Origin of the sequence: Pengzhenrongella sp. (genome assembly GCF_036565025.1) — a bacterium.
Taxonomy (GTDB): Bacteria; Actinomycetota; Actinomycetes; order Actinomycetales; family Cellulomonadaceae; genus Pengzhenrongella.
The window spans coordinates 1-11,627 of sequence record NZ_DATCNW010000453.1; the positions used below are offsets into that span (position 1 = coordinate 1).

The following is an 11,627-nucleotide window of genomic DNA, read 5'->3' on the forward strand; positions in this document are numbered from 1 at the left end:
GCGTTGACGCGGACGGCGTCGTCGGCGCGGGGGCCGCCGTCGTCGGCCGGGCAGCGGGCGCCTCCGCTGCGGGGCGCGGGGCGGACAGGTCGACGGCCCGCGGCGGGTTGGCGGCCTGGCTGGTGCACGCGACGAGCCCGAGGCCGACAGCGAGGACTGCGACGGCGGTTCGGACCGGCGAACGGTTCATGATCTGCTCCTTCGAAGAGACCGCAAGAGCGGTGTGTCCCTTCACGATCGCCCGGCCGGCTGCGCGCCAGAAGGCACCCTAGGTACAGTCTCTGCCCACCCTGGGACCGACCGATCGGGCGATGGACGACCGGTCGGCGGCGGTGGATAATCCGGTCCAGAGGAGGCCGCATTGTCCAAGTTGGCGGGGGTCGAGACGGTCGGCGGGGCACGCGCCCCGGAGTTCCCCGACGCCTACCTGGTGCTGTCCAGCGGGCACGGGCAGGCGCGGCGCTGGCCGCTGCCTCCCGCCCGGGGCGCCCTGACGATCGGCCGGGAGCCCTCCGCGGAGGTGTGCGTCACCGGCGACGCCCGGGTCTCGCGGGTGCATGCGCTGCTGGAGCGGGTCGGCGGGCAGTGGACGATCGTGGACGACGGGCTGTCCCGCAACGGGACCTTCCTCAACGGCCGCCGGCTGGCGCACCGCGTTCGCCTGCACGACCGCGACAAGATCAGGGTCGGCGAGACCGTCCTGACCTTCTGCGCACCGCCGGAGCCGGCGAGCCTGGAGACCGTCGTGGGCGCCGGCCTGCCGACGGTCAGCCGGTTGACGGAGAGTCAGCGGATGGTGCTGGCCGCGCTGTGCCGGCCGCAGCAGGACGGGCCAGGGTATGCAACCCCCGCGACCAACCAGCAGATCGCCGAGGAGCTCTTCCTCAGCGTGGGCGCCGTCAAGACGCACCTGCGGGTGCTGTTCGGCAAGTTCGGCATCGACGCGCTCCCGCAGAACCAGAAGCGCGCCCGGCTGGTCGAGCTCGCGCTGCAGATGGGCCTGGTCGACGAGGTCGGCTGACGGCGGCCACCGAGTGCCGCTACCCGGTGACGCCCGCGCCGCCGTTCTCCATCCGGCCGGTCATCCGCCGCCGGAACGTGGCGTCTCCCGCGCTCGTGAGCTCGACGTCGTACCAGCCCTTGCTGCCCGGCCAGGGGACCAGCGCGCTCGCGCCGGGACGCAGCACCTCGGTCTGTGCGTGGCGGACGTAGTGCAGCGAGGTCAGCGTCAGCGTCACCGCGGCGGACCCCGTGTTGGTGAGCGCAAGGACGACGTCGCCCCGCCGTCGGCCCTCGGACACGCTCGCGTCCACGCCCGCCGCGGCGCCCGACGTCGTGCCGGCCAGCTCGTACCGGAAGCCGTTGGGTCCGGCGACGGCGACGTCGAACGTGCCGCCCACGACCGGGACCTCGACGCTGAGCGGGCCCAGCACGTCGACGTGCCGGGGCTCGTCGGCGGGCGCGAGCGCGGGCGAGCCCTGGTATCTGTAAACGACCAGGTGCGCGGACCGTGACCCGGTGTTCGTCAGGGCGAGGGTCAGGGCGCTTGGTCCGTGCTGCTTTCCGGACACCCGCGGGCGGTAGGGCAGCGCCCGCGCGGGACGGGTGCCGGGTTCCTGGATCGGCGCGGTCTGCACGGCGGGCGGGCTCGGGTGCCAGCGCTCGATGGCGGCGGGCACCGGTCCGGGATGGTCCACCTCGGGCTGCGTGCCCGCCGCGGTGAAGTCGAAGACGCCGGTCAGGTCGCCGCAGACGGTGCGTCGCCACGGCGAGATGTTCGGCTCCTCGACGCCGGTCCAGCGTTCCAGGAACCGGATCACCGAGGTGTGGTCGAAGACCTCGGAGCTGACGAAGCCGCCGATGGTCCACGGCGAGATGACGGTCATCGGGACCCGCGGGCCGAGGCCGATGGGCAGGGCGCCGAACCAGTCGTCACCGGCGCCGGACACCGGCCGGGGCGCGACCGGCGGCGGGACGTGGTCGAAGTAGCCGTCGTTCTCGTCGAAGTTCAGGAAGATCGCGGTGGTCGCCCAGGTCGCGGGGTCGCTCGCGATGGTGTCGAGCAGCCGGTAGACGAAGTCCGCGCTGCCCACCGGGGTCGAGGCGCCGGGGTGCTCGGAGTCCGCGGCGGACGGGACGATCCAGCTGACCTGCGGGAGCCGGTCGGCCGCGATGTCCGCGCGCATCCGGTCCAGCAGGGTGTCCGGGCGCCCGCGCGACATGGCCCTGTCGAAGAACGACCGGTCCGCCTCGCTGAGCCGCCCGCGGCCGACGTCGAGCTGGTCGAGCAGTCGCTGCTGCTCCGCCGGCTCCTTGCCGGCGAGGTGGTCGTAGAACTCCTCCGTGGTGCGCAGGTCGCCGTCGACGGCCGTCAGCATCGCCTTGCCGATCGCCTTGAAGCGCTGGAAGTACTCCACCGCGTTGTCGGTGAAGTTGTCCCAGTCCTGGTAGATCTGCCAGGACACCCCGGCCTGCTCGAGGCGTTCGGGGTAGGTGGTCCAGTCATAGCCGGCGTGGTCGTAGTCGTAGGCGGCGTTGGTGACCGCCCGGGCCGGGGAGCCGGGCTCGTTGCCGACCTTCCCGGACCACAGGTAGTTGCGGTTCGGGTTCGTGGAGCCGTTGATCGAGCAGTGGTAGGCGTCGCAGATGGTGAACGTGTCCGCGAGCTCGTACTGCAGCGGGATGTCCCGGCGCTCGTAGTACGTCATCGTCGACGGTCCCTTCGCGGGGATCCACCGGTCCGTCCAGCCGTTGTGCCAGGCCGTCGTCGTGCCCGCCCAGGAATGATCCAGCGCACCCAGGTACTGGATGTCCGACGGCGGCCGCCCGGCCAGCGTCGCGGCCTTGCCCAGCGAGAACGGCAGCACCGTCGCACCGGCGAGGTCGGCCTGCTCGAACACCGACCTGCCGCTGGGCAGCCGCGTCGCGGACCGGTCCGCGAAGCCGCGCACCCCGCGCAGGGACCCGAAGTAGTGATCGAAGGACCGGTTCTCCTGCATGATCACCACGACGTGCTCGATGGCCGCCAAACCACCGGGGCGAGCGGGCTGCGCCATCGCCGACTGGACGGACGGCGGGAGCAGGGATCCTGCGGCCGCGACGGCCGCCGCGCCCGCCGCGGTGCCGAGAAATCGCCGTCGGGAAAGGTTCTCCTTGGACATGTCGCTGCCTTTCATCGCCGTGCGTTGCTCCGCGGTGACCATCGCGTGACGACTCGTCACGGCGAGGAGTCAACGCCCGCGGTGCGATCGGCATCCAGACGCGCGGGAGACCTGTCACGAACAGTCGATGAACCCGCGTGGCAGGATCGATCCATGAACGCAGAGCCGCTCCCCCAGACCGCCACCGCGCCCGCCACCGAGCAGGCCACCGCGCAGGCCGCCGCGCCCGAGCCGGCCAAGCTCTGGGTCGAGCGCACCGGGACCCGCACGTACACCGGGCGCAGCTCGCGGGGCGCCGTCGTGCAGATCGGCCCGGAGGAGGGCGGCGCGGTCTTCACCCCGGGCGAGCTGCTCAAGATCGCCCTCGCCGGCTGCACCGGGATGACGTCCGACGCCGCGTTCGCCCGCCGGCTCGGCGCCGACTACGAGGCGACCGTGCACGTCGCCGGGCCCAAGCACCGCGAGGAGGACCGCTACCCGGAGCTGCTCGAGGAGCTCGTCGTCGACCTGTCCTCGCTGGACCCCGCCGAGCGCGAGCGCCTGTTGACCGTGGTGCACCGCGCGGTCGAGCAGCACTGCACCGTCTCGCGCACCCTCACCACCGGCGCGACGGTCGAACTGACCGTCACCGGTGAGCGATAGGGTGCGGCCGTGAGCCTGCGCGGACGCAAGAAGACCAGCAGCGAGGTCCTGCCGCCGACGTCGGCGCCCGCACCGGCCGATCCGCACCTGCGGCGCACGCCCGTGATCGACGCGGCCCTCGAGAAGGCCGTGACGATCCCGTCCGCCAGGGTGCACGCGCACGTCCAGAGCCTGCGCCGGCGCAACCCGTACGCGTCGCCGGCCCAGATCATCGCGCTGCTCGAGCGCGAGTACCTGCTCGTCATCGCGAGCGCGGGCGCCGCCGTCGGGGCCGCCGCCGCCGCACCCGTGATCGGGACCGGGGTCGCCGCGGCGCTGACCGTGGGGGACGTCGCGACGTTCTTCGCGTCGTCCGCGGCGTTCTCGCTCGCCGTCGCGAGCGTGCACGGCATCGAGGTCGAGGACGCCGGCCGACGGCGGGCGTTGTTGCTGGCGACGGTCCTGGGGGAGTCCCGGCTCATCGAGGGCTCCGGCGTCATGACGCTGAGCGGTGCCGCGGAGGTCACCTCGGGCGCGCTCGCGCGCGCCCTGCTGACCCGGCTGCCGACCAGCACCATCAAGCGCGTGAACAGTGCGCTCACCCAGCGGCTGATCCGCCGGCAGGCCGTGCGGCAGAGCGCACTGGCGTTCGGGCGGCTCGCGCCGTTCGGCATCGGCGCCCTGATCGGCGTGACCGGCGCCCGCGCGCTCGGCAAGTCCGTGGTCGAGGGCGCCCGCGCCGCGTTCGGCCCCCCGCCGGCCACGTTCCCCCGGCTCATCGAGGTCATCGAGGCCACCGAGGTGACCGCGCCGCCCCGAGTCATCGAGGCCACCCAGCCCGACCTCCCGGGCATCCCCCCGCCCGGCTCCGGCCCCTCCAGCAACGGCCTGCACGGCTGACTAGCCGGCGACGGGCGCATCCCGCCGGCGACGCGACGGCGGCGCGTGGCTGCCGGTTCCGGCGCCCCGCCGGGTACGGATCGCGACGGCCCGCGGAGTGTTGCCCTCGGTGATCCCGCGCACGCCGACGTCCCGGCGCAGCCGGGCCACCTGTGCGGCGAGGTCGTCCAGGACGCTGGTCCCGGACCGGAAAGAGCCGGCCACGTCCGGCCCAGGCTCGACTGGCTCCCAGAATCCGTTACGGGCTACGCTGAATTCGGAAGCAACAGCGGATTGCCCGCGTTTCGCGCCGGTCGTCTGCTGGGCCCCAGGTGTTGCTGCGGCAGCCTGGGGCTGCTTCATCTCTACGGACCGCCCGGTCCGCGCGTCGAGCACCGTGAGGACGTCGCGCAAGGGTTCGATCCACCGGCCGTCGTCCGTGGCGAGATTGCGGTACGCGCTCCACGAGAGGACGTCCGCCGACCAGAGCGCCGGTTCCAGGCTCATCCGGGTATGGCAGAGCGCGACGTTCGCGTCGATGTCCCCGGCAGAGCGCAGCCGGTGAATCGTGCGCTGGTCGTCGGCGTTGAGCCGTTCGAGGCGATTGTTGTCGGCGACCAGCAGCCGTACCGCGCCGGGGCCGTGACCTCGCTGGACCTCCCTGGCGATGGCCGCGAGGCACGTCGAGCGGGCGACGCGCAGGCCGCCGTCACCGGGCGCGACGGTCGCCTCGACGGCGACGACATGCCACACGCTCTCGCCGGCCAAGAACCGCACCATGCGCCCGATGTCCCGGTGCCTGCCGTCCTGGTTCGCGTCGGTCGTGTGCCAGCCCGAACAGCCGGCGACGTCCGTCAGCACCGTTCGGACGCGGTCGAGCTGGTCCTTCTCGAGGGTCACCGCCGACATCGAGTAGAACGCACGATCCCGGCCCTGCGGGACGGCGCGGAAGGACTCGTCGACGAACGCGATCGCGCCCGGTGCCCGTCGATACAGCTGGGCGAGCTTCGGGTCGCGCAACAGGGCGTTCGTCATGGTTGTTCCATGTCAGCACTCGCCACTGACACGGGCGTGGTCCTCGCCCTCCGGCACCGAATCGCGACGGCGCCGTCGGCAGGTTCGCGACCACGGGTCGCCGCCAGGTTCGCGACCACGGGTCGCCACCAGGGTCGGCGACGAGGCCGGGATCGAGCTCGGCGACGTCGAACCCGTCCACGCAACGCCACCGGACCACTCGCACCGCCGCGAGAGAGCAGTCGTTGTCCTCAGAAGCCGAAAATACGACAACGACTCCCAGTTCGCGGCGCGAGCCCGTGGACGGCGGGCCGAGCCATCGGTGTCGACGGCGACTCGACCCGTAGCACCGTGAGTGGGCGCGCTCAGTGCATCGCTCTGTGCATCCAAAGTGCAGTGAATGAGGCGTTTTGGTGCACTTTCGCTGCACTGAGGGCTGCACTGAGGTCGAGCCGGCCGGCTGCCCGGACAGCGGACCTTCGGGGCAGGTCGGGGGACGGCGGGGGCAGCGGACCTTCGGGGCAGGTCGGGGGGACCGCGGGGGCAGCGAGCCCGCGAACTCGCCAGGCGTCGAACTCGGACACTGTTCGATCGGCGAACTCGCGGGCGCGAATCCGCGATCGCCGATTCGCGCTCCGAACTGGGAGTTGTTGTCCTATTTCGCTTCGCACGACAACAACTCCCATCTCGCGGCCGTGGGTCGCCGCCAGCGTCCGCGACGAGGCCAGGATCGAGCTCGGCGCCGTCAAACCCGCCCAAGCACAGCCCCGGACCCCTCGCACCGCCGCGAGATAGGAGTCGTTGTCCTCAGAAAGCGCTTCGCACGACAACAGCTCCCATCTCGCGGCCGCGGGTCGGCGTCAGGGTCGGCCTGGCGGCACCGCGGGTTGTTACCAGCGGGCGTGGACGTGCTCGCGGATGTCCTCGTCGTAGATCGCTTCCAGGGCGTTGAGCTGGGCCTCGGTCAGGGGGGCCAGCTCGGCGGCCGCGGCGTTTCCGCGGGCTTGGCGAGCGTTGCGGGCGCCGGGGATGACGGCGCTGACGCCCGGCTGGTCGATGATCCAGCGCAGGGCGAGCTGCGCGGTCGTCGCGCCGTCGGGCGTGATCGCCGCGACGCGCTGGGCGGCGCGGACGCCGACGTCGTACGGCACCCCGGAGAAGGTCTCGCCGACGTCGAACGCCTCGCCGTGGCGGTTGTACGCACGGTGGTCGGTCGGCGCGAACACGGTGGACGCGTCGTACTTGCCCGAGAGCAGTCCGCTCGCGAGCGGCACGCGCGCGATGATCCCGACGCCGGCGGCGGCCGCGGCCGGCAGCACCCGCTCGAGCGGCTTGCGCCGGAACACGTTGAGGATGATCTGCACGCTCGCGACGTCGGGGCGTGCGATGGCGGTCAGCGCCTCCGCGACCGTCTCCACCGAGACGCCGTAGGCGGCGATGCGGCCCTCCGCGACCAGGGTGTCCAGCGCGTCGAACGTCTCGTCGCGCGAGAGCACCTCGGGCGGCGGGCAGTGCAGCTGCACCAGGTCGAGCGTCTCGACGCCCAGGTTGGCGCGGGACCGGTCGGTCCAGGCGCGGAAGGCGTCGAGCGTGTATGCGCCGGCGACGTGCGGGTCCGCCCGGCGGCCCATCTTGGTCGCGACCGTCAGGCCGGCGCCCGGACCCCGCCCGGCGAGGAACGCACCGACGAGCGACTCGCTGCGCCCGTCGCCGTACACGTCCGCGGTGTCGAGGAGGGTGACGCCCGCGTCGACGGCGGCCGCGAGGACCGCGAGCGCGTCGTCCTCCCCGACCTCGCCCCAGTCGGCGCCCAGCTGCCAGCACCCCAGGCCGACTACGCCGACCGCGCGACCCGTGCGTCCCAACACCCTTGTCTGCACTGTCAGGAGGCTACCGTTGACTCGAGCTCGCACCCCGTGTGCGAGCGGCGATCCAGCGACCTCACTGAGGACTCACGTGGCTCATCCGGCGGAGATACGACCCGCAGGACCCGGCGCGCGCCCGGGTCCGGACGGTTGCGGCCGGCTCCCGGAGTCCGTGGAGATCGGGTCGTGGGGGCCCCCGACGCTCCGGGCGTCCGCGACAGGCACCCTCACGCCGCCGGACCGGGCGTCCGCGGTAGGCACCCTCACGCCGCCGGACCGGCCATGACCACCCGCCCCGGCGGCGGGGTCGTCGAGGTCGCCCGCGACCTGCCGCTCGCGGCCCGCGACGCGTGGGCGCTGCTCGCCGACCCGCGCCACCACCCCCGGTGGATCCCGCTGACCCGGGTCGAGGTGCGCGGCCTGCCGCTCGCCGTCGGATCCCGGGTGACCGCGACCACCGGGCCGCTCGCACGCCGGGGCGCGCCTGGGATGCCGGACCGGATGCGGGTGGACCGGCTCGACCCGCCGACGCCGTCGGCCGCGGGGGTCGCGGTCTTCACCAAGCTCGGTCCGGTGCTGCGCGGCACCGCCGAGGTGCGCGTCGCGCCACTCCATGACGGCGCATCCCGCGCCACCTGGCTCGAGGACGTGCACCTGGCGGGCCCGCTGCCCGCCGGGCTCACGCGACACCTGCTGCATCCCGCCATCGCCGGGATGCTGCGGCTCGCACTGTGGCGCGCGTCCCGCGAGGTCGCGCGGGCCACGGCCAGGACCCGCTGATCACCGCACACAACGAATCGCCGTCGAACTTCGTGATCACGCAACGAACAGTGGCACCCGGTGGAACGACACGACCTGAGTAGGGGGCCAAAAGCCCCCTAGGCTTAGGACCAAGGACCCGACGACGCGGTGCGCGGTCTCATCCACGTACGAATCCGCTCAGCCAGGAGGAACCCCCATGCCGGTCGCCACGCCCCGTACCTATCTCATGTGCGAGCCCGTGCACTACACGGTCAGCTACGAGATCAATCCCTGGATGGATGTCACCCGGCACACCGACCGGGACCTCGCCGTCGCCCAGTGGCGCGTGCTGCGCGACACCTACCTCGCGCTCGGCCACACGGTCGAGACGATCGACCCGCGCGAGGGCCTGCCGGACATGGTCTACGCCGCGAACGGCGCGACCGTCGTCGACGGCGTCGTGTACTCCGCGAGGTTCCGCTACGCCGAGCGCGGCCCCGAGGGCCCCGCGTACCAGAAGTGGTTCGCCGACCGCGGCTTCCTCACGCACACCGCGGACGCGACCAACGAGGGCGAGGGCGACCTGCTCGCGATCGGCGACATGATCCTGGCCGGCTTCGGCTTCCGGACCGACCGCGCGGCGCACACCGAGGCGCAGGAGCTGTTCGGCCGCCCCGTGATCTCCCTCGAGCTCGTCGACCCGCACTTCTACCACCTCGACACCGCCCTGACCGTGCTGAACAGCGACGCGGCCGACCCGCAGATCGCGTACTACCCGCCGGCCTTCTCCGCGGGCTCGCGCGCGGTGCTCGAGCGCCTCTTCCCCGACGCGATCCTGGCCACCGCCGACGACGCCGCCGCGCTCGGCCTGAACGCCGTGAGCGACGGGTACAACGTGGTCGTCGCCCCCGCCGCCGTCGACCTGGCCGCGGCGCTGCGCGCCCGCGGGTACAACCCCATCCCGGTGGACACCAGCGAGCTGCTCAAGGGCGGCGGCGGCGCGAAGTGCTGCACGCTCGAGGTGCGCGGGTCGGCGTCGGCCCCCGGCACGCTCGAGGTGTCCTGATGACCGCGGAGAACTTGGTGACGACGACGCACAACCCAAGCGAAGTCATCGGCGATGATGTGCACGTTTCGCACCTCGCGCACAACTACCACCCGCTGCCGATCACGCTCACATCCGGCGAGGGCGCGTGGGTGCGCGACGACGCCGGCCGGGAGTACCTGGACCTGCTCGCCGGGTACTCGGCGCTGAACTTCGGGCACCGCCACCCGGCGCTGACCGCGGCCGCGCACGCTCAGCTGGACCGGATCACGCTCACGTCCCGCGCGTTCGGCCACGACCTGCTCGAGCCGTTCGCCGACAAGCTCGCCGCCCTGACCGGCACCGAGATGGTGCTGCCGATGAACACCGGCGCGGAGGCCGTCGAGACCGGCATCAAGGCCGCGCGCAAGTGGGGCTACGACGTCAAGGGCGTGCCCGCAGACCGCGCCACGATCGTCGTCGCCGGCGGCAACTTCCACGGCCGCACGACCACCCTCATCTCGCTGTCCACGGACGACGACGCCCGGCGCGGCTTCGGGCCGTACACGCCGGGCTTCCGCGTGGTCCCGTTCGGCGACGCCGACGCGCTGGCCGCGGCGATCGACGAGACGACCGTCGCCGTGCTGCTCGAGCCGATCCAGGGCGAGTCGGGCGTCGTGATGCCGCCCGCCGGGTACCTGACCACGGTGCGCGCGACCTGCGACGCCGCGAACGTGCTGCTGATCGCGGACGAGATCCAGTCCGGGCTCGGGCGCACCGGCACGACGTTCGCCTGCGACCTGTACGGGGTGCGGCCGGACCTCATGCTGCTGGGCAAGGCGCTCGGCGGCGGCATCCTGCCCGTCTCGGCGGTGGTCGGCCGCGCCGACGTGCTCGGCGTGCTGACCCCCGGCACGCACGGGTCGACGTTCGGCGGGAACCCGCTGTCCTGCGCGGTCGGGATCGCCGTCATCGAGCTGCTCGAGGCCGGCGAGTACCAGGCCCGCGCGCAGACCCTCGGCGCGCACCTGCACTCCCGGCTGGATGCGCTGGTCGCGGACGGGTCGCTCGCCGCGAGCCGCGGCGTCGGCCTGTGGGCGGGCATCGACCTCGACCCGGCTCGCGGCACCGGCCGTGAGCTGTGCGAGCGCCTGCTCGAGCGCCGCGTCCTGGCCAAGGACACCCACGGCGCCACGATCCGCCTGGCTCCGCCCCTGATGATCAGCAAGGACGACCTCGACTGGTCCCTCGACCAGCTCACCGACGCCCTGCGCTGACCCGTCTTCGCCGCAGCCTGCGCACAACCGTGCCGGCTGCGCACATCCGATGTGCGCAGCCGTCACCGATGTGCGCAGTCTGCTGCTGACATCATGGGGCCATGCGGACCGACCACGAAGGACCGACGGGACCGCTCGATTCGCTGGACGAGGCGATCCTGCGTGAGCTGGCCGTCGATGCCCGGGCGAGCTTCGCTGACATCGGCGCGGTCGTCTCGCTGTCGGCGCCCGCGGTCAAGCGGCGGGTGGACCGGCTGCGCGAGCGCGGCGTGGTGCGCGGGTTCACGGTGCGCCTGGACCCGGCCGCGCTCGGGTGGGAGACCGAGGCGTACGTCGAGCTGTACTGCTCGGGGTCGACCAGCCCGATGACGATGCGGGTCGCCGTCGAGCGCTACTCCGAGGTGATCGCGGCGAGCACGGTGACCGGCGACGTCGACCTGTTCCTGCACCTGCGAACCCGCGACATGCGTCACCTGGAGCGGGTCATCGAGCGCCTCAACGCCGAGCCCTTCGTCGCCCGGACCCGCTCGACGATCGTGCTGTCCGCCCTGGTCCGCCGCCCCGACGTCCAAGGCTCCCCCACCGAATAACCACCCCGCCCCGCTACCCCGCGACAACCCGCAACGTCCGAGCGTTGACGTCCTCTAGGACGTCAACGCTCGGACGTTGCGGGGATCTTCAGGGGTCAGGGGTAGAGATCAGCGGTCAGGGGTCAGGGGTAGAGGTCGCCGAAGTCGGTCACTCGGCCCGTGTGCGGGGGTTGGCCTTCGGCGACGCTCTTAGCTGTGACGACCATGACCGGGCAGGCGGCGTGGTGCAGGACGGCCTGGCTGGTGGATCCCAGCAGCAGGCCAGCGAAGCCGCCGCGGCCGCGCGAGCCGACCACGATGAGGTCCGTCGCGGTGGAGAACTCGATGAGCAGCGAGGTCCCGGTGCCGTCGAGCACGTGGCGCTTGACCTCGATGCCCGGCAGGTCGACCAGCGCGCGGTCGACCACGACGTCGAGCCCCTCGGCGACGTCGGCCAGCACGGCCTCGTGGTCGAC

General features: G+C 72.7%; 11 protein-coding genes and 1 pseudogene. 7 read left to right on the forward strand and 5 right to left on the reverse strand.

Annotated features, from left to right (window positions below; genetic code table 11):
* Window positions 1-190, reverse strand: a pseudogene (locus VIM26_RS25495) (hypothetical protein); the annotation flags it as partial.
* A 171-nt stretch (window positions 191-361) separates the two neighbouring features.
* Here VIM26_RS25495 and VIM26_RS25500 point away from each other — a divergent pair.
* Window positions 362-1,021 (forward strand): FHA domain-containing protein, encoded by a 660-nt coding sequence (locus VIM26_RS25500; RefSeq protein ID WP_331956136.1) that lies wholly within the window; start codon window positions 362-364, stop codon window positions 1,019-1,021.
* Window positions 1,022-1,040: 19 nt separating this feature from the next.
* Here the strand turns inward: VIM26_RS25500 and VIM26_RS25505 are convergent, their stop codons facing one another.
* Window positions 1,041-3,221: a phosphocholine-specific phospholipase C gene (locus tag VIM26_RS25505; protein ID WP_331956137.1), complete on the reverse strand. Its 2,181-nt coding sequence runs from the start codon at window positions 3,219-3,221 to the stop codon at window positions 1,041-1,043.
* Between the two features lie 93 nt (window positions 3,222-3,314).
* Here VIM26_RS25505 and VIM26_RS25510 point away from each other — a divergent pair, with 93 nt between their 5' ends.
* The gene (locus VIM26_RS25510; protein WP_331956138.1) at window positions 3,315-3,803 is read left to right on the forward strand and encodes an OsmC family protein; all 489 of its coding nucleotides are present in this window, start codon (window positions 3,315-3,317) and stop codon (window positions 3,801-3,803) included.
* A gap of 9 nt (window positions 3,804-3,812) precedes the next feature.
* Window positions 3,813-4,682 (forward strand): hypothetical protein, encoded by an 870-nt coding sequence (locus tag VIM26_RS25515; protein ID WP_331956139.1) that lies wholly within the window; start codon window positions 3,813-3,815, stop codon window positions 4,680-4,682.
* On the opposite strand, the gene VIM26_RS25520 is transcribed toward VIM26_RS25515, so the two are convergent.
* Together VIM26_RS25520 and VIM26_RS25525 are read right to left on the reverse strand one after the other, a co-directional pair.
* Window positions 4,683-5,696 carry a hypothetical protein gene (locus VIM26_RS25520; protein WP_331956140.1) on the reverse strand — a complete coding sequence of 338 codons (1,014 nt, stop codon included), beginning with the start codon at window positions 5,694-5,696 and terminating at the stop codon, window positions 4,683-4,685.
* A gap of 869 nt (window positions 5,697-6,565) precedes the next feature.
* Complete coding sequence (locus VIM26_RS25525) at window positions 6,566-7,555, reverse strand: aldo/keto reductase (RefSeq protein WP_331956141.1); 990 nt, start codon at window positions 7,553-7,555, stop codon at window positions 6,566-6,568.
* A gap of 267 nt (window positions 7,556-7,822) precedes the next feature.
* Between VIM26_RS25525 and VIM26_RS25530 the strand changes: the two genes are divergently transcribed.
* From VIM26_RS25530 to VIM26_RS25545, 4 genes are all read left to right on the forward strand, one after another.
* The gene (locus VIM26_RS25530) at window positions 7,823-8,320 is read left to right on the forward strand and encodes an SRPBCC family protein (protein ID WP_331956142.1); all 498 of its coding nucleotides are present in this window, start codon (window positions 7,823-7,825) and stop codon (window positions 8,318-8,320) included.
* Between the two features lie 178 nt (window positions 8,321-8,498).
* Window positions 8,499-9,347, forward strand: a complete 849-nt coding sequence (gene ddaH / locus VIM26_RS25535) for a dimethylargininase (protein ID WP_331956143.1) — start codon at window positions 8,499-8,501, stop codon at window positions 9,345-9,347.
* Window positions 9,347-10,582, forward strand: a complete 1,236-nt coding sequence (rocD, locus tag VIM26_RS25540) for an ornithine--oxo-acid transaminase (RefSeq protein ID WP_331956144.1) — start codon at window positions 9,347-9,349, stop codon at window positions 10,580-10,582. Before ddaH ends, rocD begins: the two co-directional genes overlap by 1 nt.
* Window positions 10,583-10,683: 101 nt before the next feature.
* Window positions 10,684-11,172 carry an Lrp/AsnC family transcriptional regulator gene (locus tag VIM26_RS25545; RefSeq protein WP_331956145.1) on the forward strand — a complete coding sequence of 163 codons (489 nt, stop codon included), beginning with the start codon at window positions 10,684-10,686 and terminating at the stop codon, window positions 11,170-11,172.
* Between the two features lie 122 nt (window positions 11,173-11,294).
* On the opposite strand, the gene VIM26_RS25550 is transcribed toward VIM26_RS25545, so the two are convergent.
* On the reverse strand, window positions 11,295-11,627 hold a 333-nt coding region (locus VIM26_RS25550; protein ID WP_331956146.1), incomplete at its 5' end, for a universal stress protein.